Here is a 25811-nt window from a genome sequence, read left to right on the forward strand (position 1 = left end):
AGAGAGCCTAATCACCTCGTACATTTCCTTTATCCACCATAGTACTGCAAGAATGAGGAGAAGAATGAAAACGTATTCTCGGAGCGGTGAATGCGCACGAGACTTCTTGTTGGTGGGTTCGGTCTGCATAGGGATGTTGGGAATGGATTACAAACAGTTAGGGTAAGAAAGGCCACGATCTACGCGATCAAGCATGACGATCATTTCCGCGCGGTTCATGTTCGCAGCCGGCCGGACCAGTCTCCTCCCGCCATCGCCCTGCAAAATACACCGGCTTGCAGCAGTACGAATGGCATCCGCGTACCACGCCCCGTCAGGAATATCTTCGAATGTCGGAGCCTCGCCTCCTTCAAGTGCAAATGACCTGATGATAATGGCTGTAGCTTCAGCTCGGCTAATCGGAATGTACGGTTGCGCCGAACAGAGATCCTTGCCATAGCAATTTCCCTTTCCCGCAATCCATCCTTCCTTTGCCGCTTCCTCCATGTACGCAAACTCTGGGGAACCCACCGGGACATCCCAAAAGCTGGCCTTGGCGGGGGGCGAGGATAAGACACCTCCATTCATATCTACGATGAGCCGTATGAATTCGGCACGGGTAGCGAGGGCGTCAGGACGAAACAACTCTTTATTGCTGACAAAACCCGCGTCGATGAAATCGGAGACTGTCTGGGAATACCATGTGTCAGCCGCGACATCCGGCGGTAGAGAACCCCCCCGCTGGGTTGTGGCCGGGAAGTTTGTCGGGGTATCACTGCCGTTGCGGATGCAGGCAGACTTACTGCTGCTTGCAACCCAGCCATCATCACATTGGCAAGAACCCGTATTCGCGATTATGCGTTCATTTCGAACATCCTGAAGATCAAGCAGTTCCGTAAAGGCATCACCCCAAGCTTCTGCCTTTTCCGAATATGACATGCGTTCAAAACCAGCGACAATCTCAGGAGACAGGCGCTCCTTAATTTCCGGCGTGCACACAGCATTTGCACATTTCATGATATCGCTCAATTCTTGTTCCCGGAGGATGATATCACTCAGGAGCTCATTTAGTTCCGGTGCCCGTGAGTGAGTGGGGCACTGTGCTGCTGCATCTTGGTATAGTTGCGCGAGAGCATTGGAATATGCTCCCCTCCGTGCGGCTGCTCCCATGGCAGCATTATCCATGTCGCGCTGCATTTGATTCATGCGCTGCTGAAGGATTTCATTGCTGAGAGAATTGATCGTGTTCTGCAGATCTATAACCTCCTTATTGAGCTTCTGCATATTTCCTACATCGGTTCTGTATAGCGTTGCTTGTGCTTGAGGTGTGATCAGAAGGATCCCGGCCAATACCGCAGAACGAGTGAACAAGGATAATTTCATACGAATGGTGGGAAGAAGGTAATATAAAAGAGACAGCCTAGTCGGCTGTCCTAATTTTTTGCCGCCGTTTCTTCTTTATGCTCCTCCAAAGGATGAACAGAAAGAATAGTGTGGGCAACAATGGAATCACAAGACCTCCAATGAAACGAGCAATCGGCAACTCCCCCTGAGTCAACTCAAGATCAGAAGGATTGAGTGTGGAGGGTAGTTCCTCAATGACATAAGAAAGAAGCCAGTATGCACACACGATCAACAAGGCAATGGTCAGAATGTCGCTGAACGAAAGCTTTAGAGGAGTAGAATTAAGGTATTGAGTGTTCTGTATTCTCGGCACACCGGCGGGAATTGCTTTCCCTTTGCTGTTCACTACAACACCAGTTTCGTCCATGTCGCTGATCGCGTCTTTGCCGAAGAAATCGAGGATGCCCATAGTGAGGAGAGGAAAGAATTATGGGAAGAAAGTAATATCGAAAGGAGGCACCCGACTAGGCCGTCCTTTTTTTTCGGAATACATACCCTCCAAGCACTGATGCGATGGTCGCACCTATCATCCATGCGATTCCCTCTTCTGCGGTGAGAAAGAATAAATTGAGAACTGTGAGAATGATAAACAGGATACATACGAATATTGCGATAGGCCGCAGAAACTTGTTGGCCAGTACAAATGCAATGAATTTATGTCTTAGGCTCCGGTAGTTGATTTGCCGAATTTTCATAACGAGAGGGGAAACACCAAGAAGGGACGCCAACTTGGAGTTGCCAGCAATGCCGGAGGTTTCCCTCACAACACGCTGTCCAGAGGCTGGCGCCCCTTTCTGCGTTGTGAGGAAATAAACGGGCATGAAAGCCCACGACATTGCTGGCAACGTAAGTATTGTAGCAGCGTCCATCCCTGTAACAAATCCCTTACTTTGGCTACAATGCAGCCAATATGAGTATGAATCAGGAACCTTGGAGCACAGAACTTGTTGTGCTGCTCTATCTCCTCTCCGACATGCAGGGGGATGACACTGCGGCGGATCAACAGCTGGTGCACGACCTGCTCTGGGGGCGAGTAGCCGCGCAGAAGGGGCATGGATCGAGGGGCGTACTTGATGAGCTGGTATCACTCTGTAACAAGGAGAGCATCGCCCTGCCGATGCAACTTGATACGGGCGATGTGAAGCGTCTATTTGGTAAGAGAGATCCCTTCCTTTCTGAATTGCAGTCGAAGCAAACGAAAGAGCTCTGGAAACAAGCAAAAAAACGGAAGCTTTCGTTGGTTGCATCGGAGAACAAAGACATCATTCTTGATGTGTTAGCAGGATGTCGCGCGACCGTTGAGCAGTCACACGACTATCTTTGTCCTGGCGTTGCCGAGTCCGAGGTGATGACTAAGGATGGACCAGAGATGCGCAGAGTGCCCAATGAAGATGCCCGGATTGTCTTGAACCTTGCATCCATTCGTCCGCTTGCAATTGATTTCACAAAACTATCACCGTCACTTCAGGCTCTGCGGCAGCTGTTGGAAAATTATCTCAACGCCCTCAAGTCCGATCGGGTGCTATGGGATACAGAGAAAAGAGATCAGGCGAAATATCGCTGGAGTGACCAGAAAAAAGTGATCGACAAAATCTTCTCTCATTTGGATTCCTATTCTCGGCATTGGATCAACCATGACGAATTTGCCTCATTCCTGAGGGCGTTCAAGAAAGATGTACGCCGTTTCCATCCAATCGAAGACCTTCTGATCCTTGAGAAGGATGGGGCTTGTCACATTCATGAAATCCGAACCCGAGACGGGGTGCTGGATTTTTGGATGGAAATACCAAACTTCGTTGCCCGGGAGACGGGCACTCCTTCCATATCAATTAGAGAGCCGGAAGTACCGAAGGGCGAGGCGTCTGCATTTGCGGGAAAGGTTCGTGCTGATGTCGCAGGTCATGTTTGGTTGAAAGAGAATTTACAAACCCTGGATGGACGCTATGCAAAGGCACTATATGCCTTATTCAAAAACTCAGGCAAATTGACGACCTATCACGATCTCGCCCGTGCCGAATGGGGTGATAATGCGCGAGATCCAAAGAAGCCACAGTGTACGAATCTGAGAAAATATGTGTCAATAGTTCGAGTGTGGTTAAAGGGTCATCGTCTGGGAAAGTTCGAAATCCGCAATGTACGGTCACAAGGATGGATCTTCGTGGAACAAGAGTGACGCTTGAGTGACTCTTCGCGGGGCAACATAGTGACAGTTGATTCATATCATTCGCGGGCGCAATAACTCGCGCCCCTATGAATCATGAGTATCCCACTAGTGACCTCGCTAGTGCATCCTACGCCATAGCAGTTGGGCAGCAGTTGCTCCGCATGGATTTCCGTAACCCGAAGAGGGTTGTGTTCTGTTTCCGAGATACACCTGAGCTCCGCAGGGTCATCGAGGATTTCTGGAACGGGAGGGCGCGCGTTGAGCCGCTGCATCTCATGCAAACCCAAAAGCTCCTCAAGCAGAGGATATACGCCCATCAGCAGCCATGAGTCTCTCTCCAGCCAGCAGAGGCTCATTCAAGAAGCTCTGGAAGAAGCATTTCGGGCAAGAGATCTCCGACGAGCAGGCGGCTGAGTATGGCGAGCGGCTCATCCGCGTGGTGGGTGTGCTTGCAGATCCCGCCATGTACCAAAGAGAAAGAGAGCCGCCTTGAGAGGAGTGATCCTTTTCAAGACTTCATCTCTTTCCCCTTTTCTATGACATATTCTCTTCCAACAACGGCTATCGCACAACGCTCTCGGGGAGATTCTTCCCAAGACCTCACTCTTGCGGTTATCCGCCTCGCCGAAGCGTGGGGGGCGACACTGGAGCTGGGCAATCCCGGCTGTTCAGTTCCTTCCCATCAAGCACATGCCTCGGCGTGATATTGCGGAACTCCGGCGCATCTCCATCCTGCAGGCCGCTCAAGCCCTTGGCATTGAACTGAAGCGTACTGGCTGCGGCTCATGGCATGTGAAGGATGCCAACGATCCAATCGGCTACACATCCCTTTCGATTTCTGAGAGCAAGAACTTCTGGAAGCGATGGAGCGGCAAGACATCCGGAGGAGTTTCGAAGGGTGGCGTGATCGATTTCGTGATGCACATACGAGATTGTGACTTTAAGACCGCTGTTGACATCCTTTCCTCCCGTTTCCCATGAGTAGCAAACTTACTCCTAACGATATCCAGACTGACCATGAAGCACTGCTTGCGGATGAAGCCCGGCTCAAGCATCTCACCGATGTGCGTGGCTTCACTCTTGATACGATCAAACAGTACAAGATCGGTCTCGCCTCGCATTACAGTTGGTTGTGGTACTCCTTCCCCGTTAACGACGTACACGGCACCTGTGTCTTCAAGAAGCTCAAGAAGTTACCTGACGGGTCGGGCGCACAATCGAAAGGAATGGTGTATCCCGGAGGTAGGAACGCCCAGCTCTACCCGCTCCAATCCCTTGATCTCAAGAATTGCCCGGTGGTGTTCTGTGAGGGCGAACCGGATACGCTCATCGCCCGCCAGCTTGGTTTCAACGCATACTGCGGGACAGCCGGGGCAGAGACCTTTGACGAGGAGTGGCTGGGTATCCTCCAGCGTTTTCCAGAAGCTATTGATGTTTATTTCCTCTATGACAATGACGAGGCTGGCGGGAAGGGTATGGAAGCGGCTTGCCTCCTCCTTGCCACACGCCTTCCCAAATGGAGATTGCATCGTATTGAGTGGCCGGACCACTTCAAGAAGGAAAAGGGTGACGTGACCGATTTCGTGCATTTGCACCACAGTGACGATGCCGCCGGTGAGCTCCTCGCGCTATGCAAGCGCTACGTCCCGCCGTCACAGGAGGACGTTCTCAAGGAATCGCTCCGACGCGATGGCAATCAGCGGACGATCATGCCGCTCCAAGCTTTCGCCGACGATACGGCCTATTACACTGTCACGCTTTTCCAGGACGGTAATTTGCAGCTCTTCACGGTGACATCGAAGCGCGAATGCTTCCACTGCGCCCCGGAGGAATTCGCACGGCGGGGATTTCGGATCGCACGCATGCCCGTTCCCAGTGAGCAGATCCGGTGGGACCAGCAACAACTCCTCGATTACCTCGACGGAGCCGAAGCGCTGTCCCTTGGCGATGTGTTTCAACTTATCGTCGATAAATTGGCGTACTACGTAGATCTTCCCGATCAGCGGCTCTACGAGTGCATCGCGCTTTGGATCCTCGGCACGTACTTCTATCTCATCTTCCACGCCTTCCCATACCTGCATATTTTTGGCCTTTTCCAGAGCGGCAAGACGAAGATTGTCCAGATTGCGGTTCTACTCGGGTTCAACGGCATCATGACGACGAATACGACCGCGCCCGCCCTCTTCCGTCTCGTCCACAGCAACGGTGCTGTCTGCGGGCTCGACGAAGCCGACCAGCTCAACAGGGCGAAGGATGACGTAAGCGCGGCCATCCTCCAGATCTTACGGACCGGCTACAAGCGCGGGGGAAGCATTCCCCGGTGTGAGACAATCAAGGAACAAATTGTCGTCGTGGGGTATGACCCCTACTCGCCCAAGGCGATTGCGGGGACGAAGCCGTTGGAAATCGCATTGCACTCCCGCTGCATCCCGCTGACCATGTTGCGTTCGAAGAACGCGCAGATAGCCAACAGGGAAGTGAATGTCGACTCGCGCGAATGGGCGGATCTCCGCAGCCTCATTTACCCCGCGGCGCTGCAAGTTTTCGGAACGATCCAGAGAACGCTGTTGGAGTTTCAAACCAACGATCTCAGCGCACGACAAGCGGAGATCTGGCGTCCGATCCTCGTTCTTGCAAAAATAGCCGATCCCAGCGGCTCGCTTTCCGACAGGATGCTTACCTTGGCGCGGGAGATTGAACAGCAGAGGCAGCTGGAGAGCGACGATGAAACGCAATCGGAATTCTTGCTGTGTCTTTTCCATCTACTTCAAGGCGAGAAAGAGGCATTCATTACCGCGACGGATATCTACGACGCGCTCTATAACCAGGCGGACGAGTTCCAGTGGCTGAACGATGAGCGTAACAAGGGGAAGCGCGGGAAGTGGCTGAGCACCATGCTCAAGCGCCTGGACCTGTGGCATGGCGGCGGAAAGGTAAAAAGTATTGATGGAACCAACAGGCGAGGATACCTGATCAAGCAGTCCAAGATTACGGAGATAGCGGAACGCCTCGGCGTCACACTGGCGGGGGCCGCTGATCCCTTGGCATCGGTGCGTCCAGTTAGTGATGGTCCCACGTCTCCATCCTGAGCCAACAACCGCCTAACCGATGATACGCAAATACTGTTAGGCCTCCTGCCGCAGAGCCAAGCCCCATTTCCCCTTCTCTAACCATTGAACCGTTTCCAAGCACCCCTCCAAGCTTATGTTCCTCCACCCTGCCAAATTCGGTTGGGATCCGATGCACGTCATCCATGCCGATGAACAGGATCACGATGTTGCCCTGCGTCTCCCCGCACGCGGCTACGGCCGCGCCTACATAGAGACAGTCGATTCTATGCAACAGGGCATCCTGATCTTATCTCAGGCAGATGTGGACCGCATGGCGGATGATCTTTTCGCCGACGAGACACCGGAATTCCAGAGATTTGTGTGGGCGATCCTCGATTCCACATCAACGCATCCTGCGTCCGCACGGGGGGAATATACGTTCGTTCTCTCGTACTGATTCTGTTCCCTTTTCCTCCCTCTGTTGATATACTGCCCTCGTACCCCACATCACCGCTGACAAGCCAGTGTTTCAGTGCGCTCAAAGGGGCGATCCTGCCACAAAGGTCTTGTCACCGATGTGGGGTACCAGGGTCGCCCCTTTGGGCCATTTCTCCCCACCATCGCCATGAAAGCTTTCAACTACTGCCGGAAGAGCACCAAGGACAAGGAGGACCAGCAGGTCCTCTCCCTCCAAGGCCAGCGCGAGGAAAACGAGAAGGTTGCCGGCCGCGGGGGCTTTGAGATCATCACAACATTTCAAGAGGAAGCATCCGCGAAGGAGCCGGGTCGCAAGAAGTTCAAGGACATGCTCGACCGGATCGAGAAGGGCGAGGCGGACGTGCTGGTCTGCTGGCGGCTCAACCGACTTGCCCGAAACCCCGTCGACGGCGGCCGCGTCCAGTGGCTTTTGCAGAAGGGAACCATCAAAGCCATCGTGACGTCCGAGAAGACGTACCTGCCATCCGATAACGTGATCCAGATGAGTGTCGAACTGGGAATGGCAACGCAGTACAGTATCGATCTCGGAAAGGACGTGATGCGCGGCATGAGGCAGAAAGTGCAAGCAGGCTGGAAACCGCATGCTGCGCCCATTGGCTACCTGAATGACTACGGCGGTATCAAGGGGCAGAAAGTGATCCACACGGATCCGGAACGCTTCCCGCTTGTGCGCCGCTGCTGGGACTATCTTCTCTCCGGTGCACATACTGTTCAGGAGATCCACAAACTCGCGGCGGAGTGGGGACTCACGCTCCAGTTTGGCAGGACGGGGAAGACCCGCCCCTTCGCCCTTACGAGCATGTATCGCATGTTCAATGATCCGTTCTACTACGGCGAATTCCGTTGGTGCGGCAAATTGTGGCCGGGGTTGCACGAGCCGATGGTCACACGCGAGGAGTTCGATCATGTGCAGGAAATTCTCGGTTCCAGAGGGCGCCCCCGTTCACAGTGCCATAAGAATCCCTTTCCGGGTCTCATCCAATGCGCCCATTGCAGCGGGAAGATCGTCATGGAGGTGAAGCGGAAATATTGCAAGAAAGAGAATCGTGAGAAGACGTATCAGTATTTCCGCTGTAGCAAGCGAAAGAAGGACTCGCATTGCATTGATACCACGCGCATCGATCTCGATGAACTTGAGAAGCAGCTCTATCCGCGCGTCATGCGGGCGCAGTTGCCCCGCTCATTCATTGAGTGGGCACTCGACGAGCTCCGGCTCTCGCAGGATGACCGCCGCAGAGCCCATGAGGATGGACTCAGACACTTACAGATTGAACAGGTTAAAGCGGAAGGGAGGATCGACGATCTCGTGGATCTTCGCCTCGAAAAAGCCTCTATTCCGGAGGAGGCGTTCAAGCGGAAGATGCAATCGCTCGAAGAGGAACAGCACCGGATCGAGCGGCTCATTGCCGATCACAAGCAGCACGTGAAGACGTGGCGGGACGACGTGGTTGATGCGCTCCTCAAGATCAAGAACCTCCGGGAGAAGTTCGCCAGCCTAAACCCGGAAGGTCGCCTCCGCCTCCTCCGGGACATCGGCCAGCGGATTGAACTGAACGACGGAGTGCTCTCTTTCTTCTTCACAGAGCCATTCTTCACGTTCTCCCGGTGGAACGGGAGGATGGAAGAGGCTTTCGGCGGGTTAGGAACGCTCGATTGTGGCTTCGCAGAGCTGAAAGAGCCCGTTCTGACACAGGCTGTTTCATTGTGGAGCCGCCGACCGGAATTGAACCGGTGACCCTCTCCTTACCATGGAGATGCTCTACCTCTGAGCTACGGCGGCTTGGGGGAAAGATCATTGTTATATTGTTTCATTGTTCCATTGTTCGCAAGCGTGACTTGGGATGATTCTCACTCAACCCGCCACATGCCATGCAAACAATGAAGCAATGCAGCAATGAAACAATCGGGAGGAACAATAGCATACGTCTCACGCTGTTCCATCCCCCAGCGTTTCCCTCCATCCCTGCGGCGGCCGGCCCTTCATCTTGCGCAGCGCGTTCTTCAAGGCGTGCAGCGGCAGGAGGGCGCACTTGATCCGCTGGGGCCCCACGTCGATCCCCAGCAGCTCGCGGATCATTCCCGGTCCCGCGTTGCCGAGTTCGTCTTCCGTCATGCCGATCAATTCCTCCGAGAGCAGGGACATGGATGCCTGCGAGATGGCGCAGCCGTTCCCCTCCCATCCCGCGTCTTTCACCTTTCCCTCCTTTATAGTGAGCTGCAGCGTGATGCGGTCTCCGCAGCTGGCGTTCACTTCCTCATGCGTGACCGTGGGCGAGGCGAGCGCGCCTTTGCGGTGGGGATGCCGGTAGTGCTCGAGGATGTTCTCGGCGTAGAGGGTGTGGGACATGGAGCGTTATAAGGGAAGTGTCGGTAGAGACGCGGCATGCCGCGTCTGTACAAACGTCAGGCGGCGAGGAGCCGCTGTGCGTCGCGGATGGCGGGGGCCACCGCGCGGATCTCCTCCTCCGTGTTGTAGAGGGCCACGGAGAGGCGCGTGGTGGCGGGTAGGGAGAACTGCTTGTGGAGCGGCTGGGCGCAGTGGTGGCCGGCGCGCATGCAGATGCCCCGCTTCCCCAGGAGTTCCGTGAGGTCGTGGGGGTGGATGCCTTCCACGGTGAAGCAGAGGGCGCCGTAGCGTTCTCCCGGGTCCTTGGGCCCGTAGAACCGGAGGCCGGGGATGGCGGAGAGTTCCTGCTGCGCGAGGGCGAGGAGGGAGCGCTCGTGCGCTTCGATATCCTCCCATGCGAACTGCCGGAACCACGCGATGGCCGCGGCCAAGCCCACGGCTTCCGCCACGGGGGGCGTGCCACCCTCGAAGCGCGCGGGGATATCCGCCTGCGTAAAGGCCTCCCGCGTCACGTGCTGGATCATCATGCCGCCGCCGAGGAGCGGAGGAAGCGCGGAGAGCGCAGCTTCTTTTCCATAGAGCACGCCGATGCCGGTGGGGCCGTAGAGCTTGTGTCCCGAGAAGACCAGGAAGTCGCAATCGAGCGCGGCGACGTCCACGGGGAAGTGCGCGATTGCCTGGGCGGCGTCGACCAGCACCAGCGCGCCCGCGGCGTGCGCCCGTGTGATGATCTCTTCCAGCGGCGGCCTGCTTCCGAACACATTGCTCAAGGCCGTGAGGCCCACGAGCTTCACGCGGCGCGTCTTGAGGATGCGGTCGAGCGAGGCGAGGTCCGGGTTCCCTTCATCGTCAATGTCCATCCATGCGATGTCGATGCCTCGTTCCTCCTTCAGCAGCAGCCAGGGCACGATGTTGCTGTGGTGCTCCAGCGGGCTGAGAACCACGGTGTCCCCCTTCCCCCAGTCTCTCCGGAACCCGTGCATGACGATGTTGATGCCTTCCGTTGCGTTCTTGGTGAAGACGATCTCCCAGGGGTGCGCGGCATGCAGGAACGACGCCGTCGTTTCCCGCGCATGTTCCATGGCGGCCGTGGCCCGCGCGGCGAGCGGGTGCATGCTGCGATGGGGGTTGGCGTTGTCCCGAGTGTAGTACACCTGCATGGCCTCCAGGACGGCGAGGGGCTTCTGGGCCGTGGCGGCGTTATCCAGGTATACGAGCGGATGGCCTTCCACGTGTTGCGAGAGGATGGGGAACTGTCGGCGGAGGGAAGATATGGGCAGTGGCATTACGCTCACATGATAGCATTCCTTGACGGATTGCTTCATTGTTAAATTGTTATATTGTTCGCCATCCTTCGCTCCGCTCCGCGGAGCTACGGCTGGCAGGCAAGCGTGCCCTGGGTGCTACCCAGCAATGAGGCAATGGAATAATGAAACAATGCAGCAATCGGGTCGGTCTGCTAACCTCTCTTCCGATCCCCCCCTCTTTTCCCATGAAGCAACGTACGGTGCAGATCCTCTCCATGATCCTCTTCCTCGCACTCCTCCTCTGGGGAGGGTACGGCCTCCTCTCGTACCTCGGCGTGGAGGTGCACGGCATGGTCCTCTTCTCCGATGCGGCGCAGAAGGATGTTGCCGCCGCATGCCCCGGCGGGGGATTCATCTGCCGCGGCATCAACGGGTTCTTCCCCTATCTCCTTCACACCTTCGGCCGCGCCTCCCCCTTCCTGGCGTACGCCATCCTTTCCATCATCGGCTACCTGCTCTTCGTCGGGTGGCAGGGCGTGAAGACGGGGCAATTCCGTCTGCAAATGCGCTGGAGCCAGTGGCAGATACCGGTGTTTTTCACGGCGTGCGTCTGGCTCCTCTTCACCACCTTGAGCATGGGGGTGTCCGACAACGTCTCTGCGCTGCAGCTCGTGGAACCCACGGCGCAGGCATACGGGGACATCGGGGAACGCGCGCTCAACGCGCTCAAGGAAAACTTCGATCGGCTCGAGAACCGGGGATGCCTCTCCCTGCTCGGCGAGAGCGGTGAAGGGATCAAGATCTACCGGATGAAGGGCGTGTGCGCCCAGGGCGGGTTCCTCACACTGGTCCTTCCGCAGATCCTCTTCATCATCGTCCTCCTGTTCGAGTTCCTCGTCCTGGGGCGCTTCCTCCTCCGGCTCCTCCGGGCTCCCGTGAAGGACGACCTGCAGGACTTTGCGCTCAGCGCCGGGTTGGGGGCGTGCGGCTGGATCACGATGCTCTGGTTCCTGGCGGCCTTCGGTATCTTCCGTTACCAGCCGGGATGGGCGCTGGCAATCTTCCTGCCCATCCTCCTGTACCGGCAGAGCCTGCACTGGATCCGCACGTTCTTCACCAAGACGTACGAGATGGACCGCCCGTGGCATACCGCCGGCGTGCTGCTCCTGTGGCTGCTCCTCAGTTACCTCGCCCTCAACTTCCTCACCGTGGTCCGCCCCTTCCCCATCGGATGGGACGACCTGGGGAGTTACCTCAACCGCCCCCGCCTGCTCGTGAGCTACGGGCACCTGATCCACTCCATGGCGCCGTTCCAGTGGGAGTACCTTACATCCCTCGGGTTCCTGCTCTTCGGGTACGACAGCATCTTCGGCGCCATCGCTTCCATGATGGTCAACTGGACGGCGGGAGTGTTGGCCGTGCTTTCCGTCATCCTGTTCGCCCGCACGTACCTGGGGAAGGGCGCGGGCCTCCTCGCTGCACTCCTCTACTATAGTCTGCCTCTTGTAGGCCACTTCTCGTTCGCCGACATGAAGGTGGATAACGCCGTGTTCGCGTTCGGCGCGCTCGCCATGTACGCGGCCTTCATCAGGTTCTTCCCCGCCCCCGCAGAAGAGGAAGAGGCACCGCCGCCCGCAACTACATGGCGCGCCGCCCTCACGCAGGGATGGCAGTGGATGGTCCTGGCCGGCGTGTTCGTGGGATTCGCATTCGCCACCAAGGCGACGGCGGTGATGGTCATCATGGCCATCCTCGTTCTTCTCGTCGGGCTCTCGCACTGGTCTGCATTCATCGGAGGGCTGTTCCTAGCTCTGTTTATTCTCGACTTCCGCGGCCCTTTCGACATCGGACGTATCCTGGCACGTGGAGGTATGTCGATGCCATGGCTGGCGGCTTCGTTCACTGGCCTGCTTCTTGTATGCGTCGCTTTCTTCTTCGCCGTGGCAGGGATACGGAGGCGTGGAGCACTGTTGCCGTACATCGGTGCTACGATTGTTTTTCTCCTGGCCGTGGCCGGGAGCGTGGCACCGTGGATTCTGAATAACAATATCCAGAGAGGGAATATCATTCCACGTCTCGAGCTGGGCATGCAGAACACCCTTTCGCCTGTTATAGATATCAAAGGCTATGGAGGGGGTCTGCCCGGCCAGGTGGTGAAGTCGCTCCCACCGGAACTCAAGCTCGACCGTGACAATCCCGCTTGTACCCCTACGGGGGGTGTGGAGGAGCTGGATCGGTACTGGGGGTTCCGCGAGGGATGGAGCCACTACATCACGCTCCCGTGGCGTACGGTGATGAACATCGATTCCGCGGGGTACTACGTCACCACCATTCCCGCGCTCCTCCTCTTCCCACTTCTCCTCCTCCTTCCCGCTTTCTGGCAGCGAAAAGGGCGCTGGCTCCGTTGGCTCTGGATCGCCACTGCCGTCCTCATCGTTGAATGGATGTTCCTCGCCAACGGTATCCCGTGGTACGGCATCGGCATGTTCCTGGGGCTCGTGATCGCGTTGGAGGCGTTGGTTGCCCGGGCGCCGGACGCTCTCAACCGGGGGGCGGTCGCGACACTCATCACCTTCTCGCTCATCATTGCGTTCGGCATGCGCTTCTGGCAGTTCGAACAGCAGAAGAACCTGCTGGAGTATCCCTTCGGCAAAGTGACCGCGGACACGCTGCGGATCCGCACCATCCCCTACTACGACCAGATCCGCGATATCGTGGTGCAGCGGCATGAGACCATGCCCGACCGTCCGTACTTGTATCGCGTGGGGACCTTCATCACGTACTTCATCCCCAAGAACCTGGAAATCATCGGCACCACCGACCACCAGCTGGATACCTTCAACTGCCTCTACCAGGAGCGCGATCCGCAACTCACGCTCAAGCGCCTCAAGGCTTTGGGCTTCAACAGCATCATCTTCGACACGAACACGGCCACCATCGAGAAGGATTCCGAGGGATCGCTGCACAAGAAGGCGCAGGCGTTCGTGGACTTCCTCAATAACCCAAGCCTCGGCCTGCAGGTGGTCATCAGCGACGCGAACCAGGGCGTGGCGTTCATTCTCCTGCCGTAAGTACCGGTTCCTCTTCCCATCCCATGCTCATCGCCGTCATTCCGGCATACAACGAAGCCAAGCGCATCACACAGGTGGTGGCCGATGCGCGGAAAGTGACGGATGTAGTGCTGGTGGTGGATGACGGTTCGGGTGATGACACGGCGGCGATGGCGAGGGCGGCGGGCGCGCGTGTTCTCCAGCATCACCAGAACTGCGGGGCGGGAGCGGCCACCATGACGGGCATTGAGGCGGCGCGGAAATTGGGGGCGGATGCCGTGGTCACGCTGGACGCCGACGGCCAGCACGACCCGCGGGACATTCCCCTTCTCCTGCAACCCCTCCGCGACGGTACGGCCGACATTGTCTTCTCCAACCGGTTCGGCCCCTTCATCTTCGCCCAGGGCAAGCGGCGCAACCGCATCCCGTTCATCCGCCGTCTCTTCAATGCCATCGGGAACGTTCTCACGCTCCTGGCGGCGGGCAAGTGGGTGAGTGACAGCCAGTCGGGCTTCAAGGCGCTGGGCAAGAAGGCGCTGGAGGAGATCGACCTGCGCATGAACGGCTTCGAGTTCTGCACGGAGATCGTGCGGGAGGCGGCCATGCGCCATTGGCGCGTAGCGGAGGTGCCCACCAAGGTGATCTATTCGGAGTACACCATGGCCAAAGGCCAGTCGTTCGCGAACGGTGTGAAGACGGCTTTGAAGATCCTCTTGAGGTCATTCTTGAGATAGTCGTGTGGGAAGAGGAAACCGATGAAACCGAGGAAGCCGAAGAATCCGAAGAGAATGGGATATTCCCTTGGTTTCCTCGGTTTCGTCGGCTTCTTTGGATTCTTTGTTTCTTCCCCTTATTTTTCGCTACCATATCCCCGTGCGTCTCACCCCGTACCAAATCATCACGCCCCTCATTTCCGCCGTCGCCATCTTCTACGCGTGGAATTTGGTGCTGCGTCGCAAGAAGAGCGTACTGGAGGCGGGGTTATGGACCATCTTCTGGGGCGCGATAACCCTTATGGCGCTGTACCCCAACCTTCTCTCGTACCTCTCCGCCATCACGGGCATCGAGAACCAGGAGAACGCCGTGATCGTCACGTTCCTGGGCATTCTCTTCTTCATGGTGTTCTACCTGGTGGTCCGTCTGGAGGAACTGGAGCAGAAGCATGCGAAGCTGGTGAGGCATCTGGCCCTTCGGGAAGCTGGACTGGAGAGGAATATGGAAACCGAAGAAACCGATGAATCCAAAGAAACCAAGGTGTGAAATCCTTTTTTACGGTTTCTTCGGTTTCCTTGGATTCCTCGGATTCTTCTCATGAAAACGATTCTCCTCATCTCCCCGTACTGGAAGGAACAGCATCGCTGGATGGTGAGCTCGTTCAAGCTCGCGGAGCTCTGGCAGAGGATCGGGTATAAAGTTGTTGTTGTTTGTATGGGATCAAATGAGCGGTCAGCGGTCAGCGGCCAGCGGCCAGTCTCCGAGGAGCGTACCTCTGTTGAGCACATCTCTGACACGTTAACGATCTACCGGATGCGGGATATCTTTTTCAGGGACCCGTGGAACTACGGCATCGCCTTCGGCTTCGCGCGTTTTGTGGGGAAGGTCGTGAAGGAGGAGAAGCCCGACGTGATCGTCATCAACAAGCTCCTCTTCTGGACGTCGCTCGCGGGCATCCGCCTCCGCCTCACCGGCCGCAGGTTCCTCCTCCTCACCGACGCGCTCGTGGGCATGACGTGGTGGCCGCGCGGGCTTCTCCCCAAGGCCGGCGCCTTCCTGTATGCGTGGACGCTGGGGTGGCTGCTCCTGCTGCTTGCGGATCGCGTGGTCACATTCCATCCGCAGCCCGCTCCGTTGCTGCGGAAGCTCCTCATCGCGAAGAAGACGGAGGTGATACCCACGGGGGTTGATCCGGAGCCCTTCGGGAAGCACCACGGACCAATGACCAATGACCAAGTGACGGTGACATACGTCGGCCGCTTGGAATCCGTGAAAGGTGTGGATGATTTTCTCGCGGCGGCGGTCCCCATCACCAAGGAAGTACCCTCTTTGCGCGTCCAGGTGGTCGGGTGGCATTGGAACGATCATCCCCTGGTGACGCGGTACAACGATCAGGTGACGTTCACCGGCCTGCGCGACGATGTCCCCGCCATCCTTTCGCAGACGGATATCTTCGTCCTCCCGAGTCACAGCGAAGGGCTCTCCAATGCCCTCATGGAAGCCATGGCATCCGGCTGCGCCTGCGTGGCGAGCGACGTGGGGGGGAACAGCTTCCTCATCCAAAACGGCGTCTCCGGCTTCCTCTACCCTGCGGGCGACCGGCGGGCGTTGGCTGCGCATATCCGACGCCTGCTCGATGATCCCACAAAACGGAAAGCTTTGGGGGAAGCGGCACGGAAGAGGATTGAGGAGGAGTTCAGTTGGAGGGTAGTGGGGGAGCGGTATCGGCAATTATTTGAAGGGACAATGAGAAATGCAAAATATGAAATGCACAATGGTAGCAAGGCTTCCGTTCTCCAATCGCCACCATAATTTTGCATTCTGCATTTCTCATTTCCTCATTCATGCATCCTCGCATCGTCATCCTCTCGGCTTTCGCATCCCCTTTTCGCAGCGGGGCGGAGGCGTGCGCGGAGGAGGTACCCCAGGCGCTTTGCGGCCGGTTCGACTTCACCATCGTCACGGCGAGGTTGCGGCGGGACCTTCCGCGGAACGACGTGCTCAACGGTATCCCCGTCGTCCGCGTGGGTTTCGGTTCGCCACGGGATAAGTGGCTCTTCCCCTTCCTCGCCCCTTTTGCCGTCCGCAAACTCCGGCCGCACATCGTCCATGCCGTGCTGGAATCCTACGCGGGGCTGGCGTTGGTCTTCTGCCGCTTCCTCGCCCCTTCGGCCAAGCGCATGCTTACGCAGCAGAGCACCAACACCTCCTTCTTGCTCTCGCTGATGTACCGTTCCAGCCACGTGCTCACGGCGATCAGCAGTGCGCTCGTCGCGCGTTCCGAACGGTACGGCCGCACGGACGTCCGCCACATACCCAACGGGGTACCCTATGCTTCCATCCGCGAAACATGCGGAAGGGTCCCCAAAGTCCCGCGGCGCATCCTCTTCGCGGGGCGCCTGGAACCGATGAAGGGTGTGGATGTATTGTTGGGGGCTCTTTCTTCCCTCTCCGGTGGAGAGGGGGGAGAGCCGCTCGACGTGCATATCGTAGGGGACGGGAGTTTGCGAAAGCTGCTGGAGATGCAATCCCGTTCCTTCCTTCCCGAGGGGACGTTCCGCGGCTACATTCCCTTCCCGGTTATCCATGAGGAGTATGCGGAAGCCGAGATCTTCGTCGGCCTCTCACGCAGCGAAGCGCTGGGGAACGTATTCTTGGAAGCGCAGGCGGCGGGGTGTGCGGTGGTTGCCACGGACGTGGGCGGCATTCCCGATGTCGTCCAAAACGGCGTCACGGGCATCCTCGTCCCGCCGGATGATCCCGAGGCCGCCGCGGAGGCGCTGAAAAATCTGCTGCGGGATCCCTCCCTGCGCCTGCGGTTGGCTACTGCGGGAGTGGAGAACGCGAAGCGGTACGATTGGGGTGAGATTGCGGAGCGGTATGCGGAGCTCTATGGGCAACTGAACCGCTCGATATGAGGACTCGTGCGTCGTTCCTCCTCTCCCTCACTTTCTCGCTTGCACGGAACAGGCTCTCGAACGTTCCCGCGTCGATCCATTCCTCCTTGAGGATGGTGGCGCGCAGAGCTCCTTTCTCCATGTACGCCCTGCTGACGTCCGTAATCTCGAACTCGCCGCGCGCGGAAGGCTTCAACATGCGGATGATGTCGAAGCAGGTGTTGTCGTAGAGGTAGCAGCCCGTCACGGCCAGATCCGATTTGGGGAAGGCAGGCTTTTCCTCGATGCCCGTCACCCGGAAGGCGCCGTCCTCCATTCCGCTGATCTCCGCCACGCCGAAGCGCTCGCGGTCCGGCACCTCCTTGAGGAACAGGTGGCCGCCGCCCTTGAACGACGTGATGGCCGTCGTGATGTCGTCGAAGAAGATGTTGTCCCCGAGCATGGCGCAGACGCTGTCGCCCTCCACGAATTCCTCCGCCAACGAGAGGGCCTGTGCGATCCCTCCCGGCTTCTCCTGCACCCGGAACGTGAAATCGCACCCGAACCGCGACCCCGATCCCAGGTAAGCGGCGATCTGGTCCAAGTGTTCCGTGCCCGTCACCACCACGATGCGCTTGATGCCCGCGCGCAGCATGACGTTCAGCGGCTCGTGGATGAGGGGCCGGTCGTAGACGGGGAGGAGGCTCTTGTTCGTCACCTCGGTGAGGGGACGCAAGCGCGAACCGGTGCCGCCGCAAATAAGGACACCTTTCATAAGGGTATGGAGTATAGCGTATTACGTATCTAGTATGAAGAAGCCATTACGTCTCACTATTTCATACGTAATACGCAATACGGGATACTGTATACTTATTCTATGAATCTCTTAGTCACAGGGGGGGCGGGCTTCATCGGCTCGCACTTCGTCCTGCGGCACATCGAGCGGTATCCCGAGGATACGGTGATCGTCCTCGACAAGCTCACGTACGCGGCGGACAAATCCTTCCTGGATCCCGTCCTCAACCGCATCCGCTTCGTGCAGGGGGATATCGTGGACTTCGAACTCGTGGCGCAGCTCTTCCAACGGTACGGGATCGATGTCGTGGTCAATTTCGCGGCGGAGACGCATGTGGACCGCAGCATCAAGAGCGCCGTTCCCTTCCTCCACACCAACGTCCTCGGCGTCCAGAGTTTGGTGGAAGCCTGCAAGCTCCATCCGAACGTCCTTCTCTTCCACATTTCCACCGACGAGGTGTACGGGGACCTGCGGGATGAGGACAAACCCAAGAGGCCGGAGGATTCCCTGCGCCCCAGTTCCCCTTACGCGGCCAGCAAGGCTTCGGGCGATCTGCTTCTCCTGGCCGCCGCGCGTACCTACGGCATCCGTGTCCGCATCTCGCGCTGTACCAACAACTACGGGCCCCATCAGGCGGGGGAGAAGTTCATTCCCACGATCATCCGCCATGCGCTCAAGGATGAGGCTGTCCCCCTGTACGCCGAGGGGAAGAACAAGCGCGATTGGCTCTTCGTATGGGACCACTGCGACGCGCTGGAGATGATCCTCCAACAGCCCGAGAGCCCGGAGCCTATCACCCACATATCCGCAAACGAGGAGCGCCGGAACATCGACGTGGCGAAGGGTATCCTCAAGATCCTCGGTAAGCCCGAGAGCCTGATCTCCTTCGTCGCGGACCGTCCCGGACATGACTGGCGCTACGCGCTGGATTCCACGCCGCTGCGCAAGTTGGGGTGGAAGCCGGCCGTGGATTTTGAGGAGGGGTTGAGGAGGACGGTGGAGTGGTACGCGGAGAAGATGCAGAGGAATCAGACGATGCAGAAGAATCAGAGGAATGGGAATAAAGTTCCTCCGGAGTTTTCGTAATGACCTTCCTCTGATTCTTCTGCTTCCTCGGCATCTTCTGCTTCCTCCACTATGAAGATCATCCTTGCCACCGGCGTCTACCCCCCGACCATCGGCGGTCCCGCCACGTACGTGAAGAACATCGCCCAGCGGCTTACGGAGATGGGCGAGCAGGTCACCGTGGTCGCGTACGCGCCGCGCGGCCCCGTGGAGGAGGCGCCCTGGAAAGTGGTCACCGTTTCCCGCAGCGGGCCCTTTGTCCGTTGGTGGCGATTCGCCCGCGCACTCAAACGGGAAGCGAAGGATGCGGATATCGTGTACGGCTTCTCCGCAGTGAGCGTGGGGGTGCCGCTCATGATGGCGCGGCTCAAGAAACCCAAAAAGATCCTGCGGCTGGGGGGAGACTTTCTGTGGGAACGGTACACCGATATGCGCGGCAAGAAGACGCTGAGCCAGTGGTATGCGGCGCGCCCCCCCGCCATGGTTATCCTGGGGCGCATCCTCCGGAGCTTCGACCACGTCATCTTCTCCACATGGTTCCAGGAGCAGCTCTACAAGCGCGTGTATCCCCGTCTGCCGCGCCACTCGGTGGTGGAGAACGCGCTGCCGCAGGGGGAGTTGCTGCTCCACATCCGCCACGAGCCGTTCCGCCTTCTCTTCCTGGGGCGCTTCGTGCGGTTCAAGAACTTGCGTCCCCTCCTCCACGCCGTCGCCAACCTGCCGCACGTTACGCTCACTCTGCAGGGGGAAGGGCCGGCATCACGCGAGCTTTCGCAGCTGGCGCAGAAGCTGCGCCTCAAGGGGCGGCTCACCTTTTTGCCGCCGGTGCATGGCGAGGAGAAGGAGAAGGTGCTGCGCGAACACGACCTCCTTATCATCCCGTCCCTCACGGAGATCAGCCCGCACGCCGCGTTGGAATCACGGTCGCACGGCCTCCCCGTCCTCCTCACGGAGGAAACGGGGCTGGGGGATGAGTTGCGCGAGGGCATGATGGTCTCCCCGCTCCGCACGACGGAGGAAATCACGCGGGCGGTGTTGGAAGCGGAGCACAATTACGAGATCATCGCACAGAAATCAGCTTCGCCGTTCCAGAAGCGCTCGTGGGAAGATGTGGCGAGGGAACATCGGGCGTTGTTTCAGGCTTTACTATGAAACTCTTGATGATCTCAGGTGACCGGTCTCTCTCCCAAGGGAAGAAGAGCGCGTTCTGGTACACGCTGGAAATTCTGCGAGAGCATTTCGAGCGCATCGACATCATCTGTCCGCGGTCGGTCGGCCGTCCCATCACACTTGCACCGTTCCCCCATACGTTCCTCCACCCTTCGCCGTGGTCCCTGCTTCTGCAGCCGCGGTGGATCTTGCGGAAGGGGCGCGAGCTCATCGGCCTCTACGGGCATGACGCGATGACGGTGCATGAGTATCCCCCCTTCTACAACGGCGTCGGCGCCCTGCTGCTCCACCGCGCCACGCGCGTGCCGTACGCGCTGGAGATCCACCACGTGGTGGGCTACCCCGCGCCCTCTTCCCCCGCGGAATGGGCCGGCCGCATCCTCTCCCGCCTGTTCCTCCCGCTCGATACCCGTTCCGCCGCCGCGGTGCGCGTGGTGAGCGGGGAAGCGCGCAGCCTCCTCAACCGGTGGGGGGTGCCGCGGGAGAAGGTGCACCTCGTCCCCTCCTTCTACATTGAAACGGCGCTCTGGCGGCCGGATCCGCGCGTCGCCAAGCGGTACGACCTCGCCTTCTGCGGGCGCCTGGTGGCGAACAAGGGCTTGCCGGAACTCCTCTCCGTGCTCCGTTCCCTGCCGGGCGTTTCCCTTCTCGTCGTAGGGGACGGCCCCCTGCGCAGAGCGTGCGAGCGGCGTGTGCAAGCATGGGGCCTTTCGTCGCGCGTCACCTTCACGGGATGGCTCCCCTCACAGGAGGACGTGGCGCGCGCGCTGCAATCGGCGCGGGTCTTCATCATGAATTCCCGCAGCGAGGGCGGTCCCCGCGTCGCACTGGAAGCGATGGCCGCCGGGCTTCCCGTGGTGGCGACGCGCGTGGGAGTGATGCCGGACGTGATCCGCGATGCTTCGGCTTCGCTCAGCACGGGCTCCGAGAACGGCTTCCTCGTCTCCATGGAACCGCAGTCCCTCATCCGCGCCATCAACCTTCTCCTCAAGGATCCCTCGCTGTGCGGCAGGGTGGGGGCGGAGGCCGCGAAGATAGGGGAACGGTTTGAGAGAAAAGCGGCGCTGGAACAGTATGCGAAGTTTTTACAATCCCTCACCCCCCGCCGGGACGGGGAAACGCATCCCGCATGAAGCTTCTCATCGTTACGCAGCGGGTGGATCGCGGGGACCCCATCCTGGGGTTCTTCCACCGGTGGCTGGAGGAGTTCGCGAGGCACTGCGAGAGCCTTACGGTCATCGGCCAAGCGGTGGGCGATCATCAACTTCCATCGAACGTCCGGGTCCTTTCCCTGAGGAAGGAGAGCGGCGCGTTTAAGGCGTCGCAGGTCTGCCGCTTCCTCTCCCTCCTCCGGAAGCACCGCAGGGAGTATGACGCGGTGCTCGTCCACATGACGCCCGTCTGGGTCGTGATCGGATGGCCGCTCCTCCCCCTCCTCCGTAAGCCGCTCTACCTCTGGTACGAGATCCGGCGCGGCGGATGGGTCCTCCGTTGCGCGCTGCGCCACGTGCGCAAGGTCTTCAGCGCCACCACGGACGGTTTGCCTTTCCCCTCCTCCAAGAACGTCGTCCTCGGCCACGGCATCGATACGACTGTCTTCTCCCCCGGTACAACGGCGGATCGCGACCCCCATTCCCTTGTCACGGTGGGGCGCCTGACGCGCATCAAGCGGCACGAGCTTTTCCTCCAAGCATTGGCTTCCCTCCCCCCGCCGTACCGCCTTTCCATCGCCGGCGGCACCATCACGACGGCGGATGAGCGCTACCGCGCGGAACTGGAAGCATTCATCGGCGCCCGCAATTTGCAGGATCGCGTTTCCATACGCTTCCTCCGCCATGAGGAACTTCCCGCTCTCCTGCGTCGTGCGGGGCTGTATCTCCATGCGGGGGGAGGGGGGTTGGATAAGGCGCTCTTGGAGGCGATGGCGTGCGGGTGCGCCGTTGTGTCCGCTTCGGAAGCGTCGGCATCTCTCCTCCCTCCGCAATGCCGGGCGACACCCGAGGATTTCACACAGAAGGTCCGTGCGGCGCTGGATACTCCACTCGAGGAGAGGGAGCGACTGGGGAAGGCGTTGCGACAGGAGGTTTTGGATCACCACGATCTCGCGGGATTGATCAGGAGATTGGCGGAGGAGATGCGAGGGTGAAATCAGCTTGTTTCTTCGCATTCCTCCGTGACGGCTTCACCATCACCAGCTACTCTAGCCGCCATGGACCGCCCCCGGCTCTCCATCGTCGTGCCCGTCTACAATGAAGAGAGGACTCTCCCCGCCATCATGGAGCGCCTGCAGAAGGCGTGCGGTTTCGCGCAGGTCATTTACGTGGACGACGGTTCGCGGGACGGTTCCCTGCAAATCCTCCATGAGCGCGCCTTGCCGCAGGATACGGTGCTCACCAAGCCCAACGGCGGCAAAGGCTCCGCCGTGCGGATGGGCTACGAGCACGCCGTAGGGCGGTACACCATCGTGCAGGATGCGGATTTGGAGTACAGCCCGGAGGAAATCCCTTCGCTCCTCTCGTTCGCCGAGGAACGCAGCCTTCCGGCGGTGTTCGGCTCGCGGCGTCTCAAGACGCAGAAGCAATTCGTGCACATTCTCTTCTTCATCGGAGGCTCCATGCTCACGTACCTCTGCAACGCGCTCTACCGCACGCGGCTCACCGACCAACCCACGTGCTACAAAATGGTCCAAACGGACATCCTCAAGATGATTCCCCTCCGGGAGAACGATTTCCGCTTCGATCCGGAACTCACGGCGCTCCTCGCGCGCTTCGAGGTTCCCATTGCGGAGTACCCCGTTTCCTACACGCCGCGCAGCGTGGCCGAAGGGAAGAAGATTAATTGGACGGATTGGTTCAAGTGGGTGTGGGTGTTCCTCAAGCTCCGCGTCGTGCCCCTCCACCCCGTCGCGTATGAAGTCCCCGCTCCCGTTCCCGAAAGGGCATAATGTCTTCCTGGGCTTGGCGGGGTTTTGCCTCCTCCTTGTCCTGTTGGTGTGGCCCGCCTTCCAGTACCCTATCATCAGTGACACGGTGCTGTATGCCATGCTGGGGAAATCCGTATGGTTGGATCACACGTACATGTTCGAGGGTGTGCCGTTCGCCAAGCATCTTCCTCTCCATGCCATGCTCTCATTTCCGCTTACGGCACTTTTTGGCATGCATGGAGGGATGAAAATAAGCAGCCTTCTGGCGGGATGGGGCGTACTCCTGGCGACGTTTCTTCTCGTACGAAGGGCTTTCTCGTCGGAGCTCCTCGCCCTGCTTGCATCCGCATTTGTTCTGCTCCACCCGGGGTTCATCTTCATGGCCATGGTGGGATCTGCCGACCTGCTCTTCACCATGCTCTTCCTCCTCTCACTCTGGGCATACCTGGAGGCGGCGGAAGACAGGCGGTGGTACGTCGCCTGTGGCGTGTTCACCGGCCTTGCCTGTCTCACACGGTACAATGGATTCCCGCTCTTTCCTCTCTTTTTCCTCTCTGTGCTGGCGGCGAGGAGGACGGACCTGCGTTCCCCTTGGTTCTGGGGAGGGATGGCAGCGGGTGCAGCACTCCTTTCCCTGTGGTTCCTCCGGAACGCCCTCACGTTCGGCAGCCCTTTTGCTACCGGGTATGTCGGGGAACTGCAGAAAGCGTCGCCCAATCTGTGGCGCCAGTTCTGGAGCAATCTCCTGTACTACGCCAATCCCATCCATAACGTCTTCCCGTTTCTCTTCCCCTTCGCGTTGTACGGCCTCTTCCGCTACGGGCGGCGGTATCCCTTCCTGGTGGCGGCCATGTTGGCTGCTTGGCCGTTGACGGCCATATGGTGGGTGCAGGCGATCCGCTTCGCTTTTCCCGGGTACGTGATCCTCCTGGGGTTTACGGCTCTTGCACTGCGTGACTTGTGGCGCCTCATCCGTCCCTACCCGCTCGCGGTTGCCGTCCTCCTCTTCCTCGCCCTCCCGCTCCAAGGCACCGCCCTGTGCCTCTACACGTACGGGCAGTGCAATGCCGCGTTCGACCGCACCTTCGGGTTTCTTCCCCGTGATATGGGGCTGAGCACGGAGGGATTTGCCGCGTGGGACGAGGCGAGAATATACATCAATGCGCATGTCGGGAACGGTGCCGTGGTGGTGATACCGGAGAGCCCAACCAACGGGGAGTCATGGACAGCCAGAACGTTCCGCGCCGATCTCCGTGTCATCGCCGAGAGCACTGAGCCTTGCGTGCCATCGTACCGCATCACGCAGAAGCCGTTTCCCACAGAGGAGGTGGTCTTCACGTCATCCTCTGCGCCGGAACATCGGGTGGTCCTACAACGCTGCCCGTAGTTTTTCGCTCACCTCGTCCACCCAGCGGTAAGAATGGCCTTCACGCAGGAGCGGCTCATGTTCACGGCGGATCTTCTCCAACACGTCTCGTGAAGGGAGGGAGCGGAGGAAGTAAGGCTTCCCTTTGAGGCGTTCGTAGCATTCCTGGATGCTCGTGATGGCAAGGAGGCCCGCCAGGATTCCGTAGAGCACGTTCCCTTTCCACCTGTCCTTGGGAGGGGTGAGCAGGTATTCCTCCATCTGCTCCGGCTTGCGGAAGTACCAGAGGAGCATCACGGCGCCGCTCATGCCGCTGAAGCCCGTGACGTACTTCTCCCGCTCCTCTTCGGGCACAATGGCGCAGCGGTAGCCTTTGCGCAGCAAAATCTCATTGGACTTGTCCCCCGTGTCGTACCGGCGTTCCTTCTTGCCGATGTGCGAGGGATGGGTATTGCCGTCGGCGGGCTTGAGGGAGAGGTGTTCCTTGGAAACGACGATGTCCCGGTTGAAGGCGATGGAGTAACTGCTGCTCACGGGGTAGGGTTTTCCATCAATCTCGAAGTGCCACCATGTCCGGGGACGGAAACTCACGCTCGCTGTGTTCGGCACGCCCAGTTCCCGCCCCACCACGTCCACGGCCTCCGGGCGGATGATGAACATGTCATCGTCACAGATCCATCCGATGCGCCGGTGGCGCGCGATGTGGTAGAGGAACTCGTCGCTCTTCGTCGCGGCGTAGAGGTTGAGGTACTTCTGCACGCGTGCACCGGGGAATTCCTCCGGCTTCAGCCTCCCGGAGCAATCGAAGATCACCGTGTCCACGCGGTCCCCCAAGTTCTTCCGCACCAGGTGGTGCCACACCGTCATCATCGGCGGCAGGATGTTCATGGTGAAGAGCGCGGGCTTATCGCCCGGCGGCAGCGGCCTGCGCGCAAGGTGGTACCCCACCGTCGGCAATGCCGTGCGCGCGGCGCTGAGTACCGAGAAGCGCTTGAAGACGTACCGGAGGAGTTTGGAATAATCCATCAGATGTTGCCAGCATAGCGTGTTCATGATGAGCGGTCAGCTCCCAGTGGTCAGTATTCCTGGAAAGCTGTCCTGTCGGGCATACCCGCAGGTGATAGCTGAAGGCTGGCAGCTCATTGTTATCGTCCTACACTTC

The 25811-nt window shown here is 59.0% G+C and carries 23 protein-coding genes and 1 tRNA gene; 17 read left to right on the plus strand and 7 right to left on the minus strand.

Annotation, left to right across the window (positions count from 1 at the left end; all coding sequences use genetic code 11):
* Positions 1-147 precede the first annotated feature (147 nt).
* Together WC698_05700 and WC698_05705 are read right to left on the minus strand one after the other, a co-directional pair.
* The gene (locus tag WC698_05700; GenBank protein ID MFA6039725.1) at positions 148-1362 is read right to left on the minus strand and encodes an S-layer homology domain-containing protein; all 1215 of its coding nucleotides are present in this window, start codon (positions 1360-1362) and stop codon (positions 148-150) included.
* 37 nt (positions 1363-1399) lie between these two features.
* Positions 1400-1792 (minus strand): hypothetical protein, encoded by a 393-nt coding sequence (locus tag WC698_05705; GenBank protein MFA6039726.1) that lies wholly within the window; start codon positions 1790-1792, stop codon positions 1400-1402.
* Between the two features lie 501 nt (positions 1793-2293).
* Between WC698_05705 and WC698_05710 the strand changes: the two genes are divergently transcribed.
* From WC698_05710 to WC698_05735, 6 genes are all read left to right on the plus strand, one after another.
* The gene (locus WC698_05710) at positions 2294-3556 is read left to right on the plus strand and encodes a hypothetical protein (protein MFA6039727.1); all 1263 of its coding nucleotides are present in this window, start codon (positions 2294-2296) and stop codon (positions 3554-3556) included.
* 316 nt (positions 3557-3872) lie between these two features.
* Positions 3873-4040 (plus strand): hypothetical protein, encoded by a 168-nt coding sequence (locus tag WC698_05715; GenBank protein MFA6039728.1) that lies wholly within the window; start codon positions 3873-3875, stop codon positions 4038-4040.
* Positions 4041-4237: 197 nt separating this feature from the next.
* The gene (locus WC698_05720; protein MFA6039729.1) at positions 4238-4528 is read left to right on the plus strand and encodes a hypothetical protein; all 291 of its coding nucleotides are present in this window, start codon (positions 4238-4240) and stop codon (positions 4526-4528) included.
* The gene (locus WC698_05725; GenBank protein MFA6039730.1) at positions 4525-6636 is read left to right on the plus strand and encodes a DUF3631 domain-containing protein; all 2112 of its coding nucleotides are present in this window, start codon (positions 4525-4527) and stop codon (positions 6634-6636) included. Before WC698_05720 ends, WC698_05725 begins: the two co-directional genes overlap by 4 nt.
* Positions 6637-6751: 115 nt before the next feature.
* A complete protein-coding gene (locus WC698_05730) occupies positions 6752-7054 on the plus strand; it encodes a hypothetical protein (protein ID MFA6039731.1) in 303 nt (100 codons plus the stop codon).
* A 168-nt stretch (positions 7055-7222) separates the two neighbouring features.
* The gene (locus WC698_05735; protein MFA6039732.1) at positions 7223-8830 is read left to right on the plus strand and encodes a recombinase family protein; all 1608 of its coding nucleotides are present in this window, start codon (positions 7223-7225) and stop codon (positions 8828-8830) included.
* Here WC698_05735 and WC698_05740 read toward each other — a convergent pair.
* From WC698_05740 to WC698_05750, 3 genes are all read right to left on the minus strand, one after another.
* A tRNA-Thr gene (locus tag WC698_05740) sits at positions 8801-8875 on the minus strand. The two genes, WC698_05735 and WC698_05740, sit on opposite strands and share 30 nt — an antisense overlap.
* A gap of 147 nt (positions 8876-9022) precedes the next feature.
* A complete protein-coding gene (locus tag WC698_05745; GenBank protein MFA6039733.1) occupies positions 9023-9442 on the minus strand; it encodes an iron-sulfur cluster assembly scaffold protein in 420 nt (139 codons plus the stop codon).
* 56 nt (positions 9443-9498) lie between these two features.
* A complete protein-coding gene (locus WC698_05750) occupies positions 9499-10728 on the minus strand; it encodes a cysteine desulfurase (GenBank protein MFA6039734.1) in 1230 nt (409 codons plus the stop codon).
* Between the two features lie 206 nt (positions 10729-10934).
* Here WC698_05750 and WC698_05755 point away from each other — a divergent pair, with 206 nt between their 5' ends.
* The 5 genes from WC698_05755 (at position 10935) to WC698_05775 (ending at position 17371) form a co-directional block, all read left to right on the plus strand.
* Positions 10935-13760, plus strand: a complete 2826-nt coding sequence (locus WC698_05755) for a hypothetical protein (GenBank protein MFA6039735.1) — start codon at positions 10935-10937, stop codon at positions 13758-13760.
* A gap of 23 nt (positions 13761-13783) precedes the next feature.
* Complete coding sequence (locus tag WC698_05760; protein MFA6039736.1) at positions 13784-14473, plus strand: glycosyltransferase family 2 protein; 690 nt, start codon at positions 13784-13786, stop codon at positions 14471-14473.
* A gap of 139 nt (positions 14474-14612) precedes the next feature.
* Positions 14613-14999 (plus strand): DUF2304 domain-containing protein, encoded by a 387-nt coding sequence (locus tag WC698_05765; GenBank protein ID MFA6039737.1) that lies wholly within the window; start codon positions 14613-14615, stop codon positions 14997-14999.
* A 51-nt stretch (positions 15000-15050) separates the two neighbouring features.
* Complete coding sequence (locus WC698_05770; protein ID MFA6039738.1) at positions 15051-16265, plus strand: glycosyltransferase family 4 protein; 1215 nt, start codon at positions 15051-15053, stop codon at positions 16263-16265.
* A gap of 32 nt (positions 16266-16297) precedes the next feature.
* Entirely contained in the window at positions 16298-17371 is a 1074-nt protein-coding gene (locus WC698_05775) for a glycosyltransferase family 4 protein (protein MFA6039739.1), read from the plus strand.
* On the opposite strand, the gene WC698_05780 is transcribed toward WC698_05775, so the two are convergent.
* The gene (locus WC698_05780) at positions 17277-18104 is read right to left on the minus strand and encodes a sugar phosphate nucleotidyltransferase (protein ID MFA6039740.1); all 828 of its coding nucleotides are present in this window, start codon (positions 18102-18104) and stop codon (positions 17277-17279) included. The two genes, WC698_05775 and WC698_05780, sit on opposite strands and share 95 nt — an antisense overlap.
* A 102-nt stretch (positions 18105-18206) precedes the next feature.
* Here WC698_05780 and rfbB point away from each other — a divergent pair, with 102 nt between their 5' ends.
* The 6 genes from rfbB (at position 18207) to WC698_05810 (ending at position 24670) form a co-directional block, all read left to right on the plus strand.
* Complete coding sequence (rfbB, locus tag WC698_05785; protein MFA6039741.1) at positions 18207-19211, plus strand: dTDP-glucose 4,6-dehydratase; 1005 nt, start codon at positions 18207-18209, stop codon at positions 19209-19211.
* A 51-nt stretch (positions 19212-19262) separates the two neighbouring features.
* Positions 19263-20342, plus strand: coding sequence for a glycosyltransferase family 4 protein (locus WC698_05790; protein MFA6039742.1), 1080 nt, complete (start codon positions 19263-19265; stop codon positions 20340-20342).
* Between the two features lie 8 nt (positions 20343-20350).
* On the plus strand, positions 20351-21493 hold the full coding sequence (locus WC698_05795) for a glycosyltransferase family 4 protein (GenBank protein MFA6039743.1): 1143 nt from the start codon (positions 20351-20353) through the stop codon (positions 21491-21493).
* Positions 21490-22506: a glycosyltransferase family 4 protein gene (locus tag WC698_05800; GenBank protein MFA6039744.1), complete on the plus strand. Its 1017-nt coding sequence runs from the start codon at positions 21490-21492 to the stop codon at positions 22504-22506. The genes WC698_05795 and WC698_05800 overlap by 4 nt, the downstream gene beginning before the upstream one ends.
* Before the next feature lie 63 nt (positions 22507-22569).
* Complete coding sequence (locus WC698_05805) at positions 22570-23304, plus strand: glycosyltransferase family 2 protein (protein ID MFA6039745.1); 735 nt, start codon at positions 22570-22572, stop codon at positions 23302-23304.
* Positions 23270-24670: a glycosyltransferase family 39 protein gene (locus tag WC698_05810; protein ID MFA6039746.1), complete on the plus strand. Its 1401-nt coding sequence runs from the start codon at positions 23270-23272 to the stop codon at positions 24668-24670. The genes WC698_05805 and WC698_05810 overlap by 35 nt, the downstream gene beginning before the upstream one ends.
* On the opposite strand, the gene WC698_05815 is transcribed toward WC698_05810, so the two are convergent.
* A complete protein-coding gene (locus WC698_05815; GenBank protein ID MFA6039747.1) occupies positions 24653-25675 on the minus strand; it encodes a hypothetical protein in 1023 nt (340 codons plus the stop codon). The two genes, WC698_05810 and WC698_05815, sit on opposite strands and share 18 nt — an antisense overlap.
* Positions 25676-25811 lie beyond the last annotated feature (136 nt).

This window comes from Candidatus Peribacteraceae bacterium (genome assembly GCA_041661065.1).
Classification (GTDB): Bacteria; Patescibacteriota; Gracilibacteria; order Peribacterales; family Peribacteraceae; genus CAIKAD01.

Bases quoted from the DNA above. Each gene is read 5' to 3' on its own strand.
- WC698_05700 (MFA6039725.1), bottom strand. From the start codon at position 1,362: ATGAAATTATCCTTGTTCACTCGTTCTGCGGTATTGGCCGGGATCCTT.
- WC698_05705 (MFA6039726.1), bottom strand. From the start codon at position 1,792: ATGGGCATCCTCGATTTCTTCGGCAAAGACGCGATCAGCGACATGGAC.
- WC698_05710 (MFA6039727.1), top strand. From the start codon at position 2,294: ATGAGTATGAATCAGGAACCTTGGAGCACAGAACTTGTTGTGCTGCTC.
- WC698_05715 (MFA6039728.1), top strand. From the start codon at position 3,873: ATGAGTCTCTCTCCAGCCAGCAGAGGCTCATTCAAGAAGCTCTGGAAG.
- WC698_05720 (MFA6039729.1), top strand. From the start codon at position 4,238: ATGCCTCGGCGTGATATTGCGGAACTCCGGCGCATCTCCATCCTGCAG.
- WC698_05725 (MFA6039730.1), top strand. From the start codon at position 4,525: ATGAGTAGCAAACTTACTCCTAACGATATCCAGACTGACCATGAAGCA.
- WC698_05730 (MFA6039731.1), top strand. From the start codon at position 6,752: ATGTTCCTCCACCCTGCCAAATTCGGTTGGGATCCGATGCACGTCATC.
- WC698_05735 (MFA6039732.1), top strand. From the start codon at position 7,223: ATGAAAGCTTTCAACTACTGCCGGAAGAGCACCAAGGACAAGGAGGAC.
- WC698_05745 (MFA6039733.1), bottom strand. From the start codon at position 9,442: ATGTCCCACACCCTCTACGCCGAGAACATCCTCGAGCACTACCGGCAT.
- WC698_05750 (MFA6039734.1), bottom strand. From the start codon at position 10,728: ATGCCACTGCCCATATCTTCCCTCCGCCGACAGTTCCCCATCCTCTCG.
- WC698_05755 (MFA6039735.1), top strand. From the start codon at position 10,935: ATGAAGCAACGTACGGTGCAGATCCTCTCCATGATCCTCTTCCTCGCA.
- WC698_05760 (MFA6039736.1), top strand. From the start codon at position 13,784: ATGCTCATCGCCGTCATTCCGGCATACAACGAAGCCAAGCGCATCACA.
- WC698_05770 (MFA6039738.1), top strand. From the start codon at position 15,051: ATGAAAACGATTCTCCTCATCTCCCCGTACTGGAAGGAACAGCATCGC.
- WC698_05775 (MFA6039739.1), top strand. From the start codon at position 16,298: ATGCATCCTCGCATCGTCATCCTCTCGGCTTTCGCATCCCCTTTTCGC.
- WC698_05780 (MFA6039740.1), bottom strand. From the start codon at position 18,104: ATGAAAGGTGTCCTTATTTGCGGCGGCACCGGTTCGCGCTTGCGTCCC.
- rfbB (MFA6039741.1), top strand. From the start codon at position 18,207: ATGAATCTCTTAGTCACAGGGGGGGCGGGCTTCATCGGCTCGCACTTC.
- WC698_05790 (MFA6039742.1), top strand. From the start codon at position 19,263: ATGAAGATCATCCTTGCCACCGGCGTCTACCCCCCGACCATCGGCGGT.
- WC698_05795 (MFA6039743.1), top strand. From the start codon at position 20,351: ATGATCTCAGGTGACCGGTCTCTCTCCCAAGGGAAGAAGAGCGCGTTC.
- WC698_05800 (MFA6039744.1), top strand. From the start codon at position 21,490: ATGAAGCTTCTCATCGTTACGCAGCGGGTGGATCGCGGGGACCCCATC.
- WC698_05805 (MFA6039745.1), top strand. From the start codon at position 22,570: ATGGACCGCCCCCGGCTCTCCATCGTCGTGCCCGTCTACAATGAAGAG.
- WC698_05810 (MFA6039746.1), top strand. From the start codon at position 23,270: ATGAAGTCCCCGCTCCCGTTCCCGAAAGGGCATAATGTCTTCCTGGGC.
- WC698_05815 (MFA6039747.1), bottom strand. From the start codon at position 25,675: ATGGATTATTCCAAACTCCTCCGGTACGTCTTCAAGCGCTTCTCGGTA.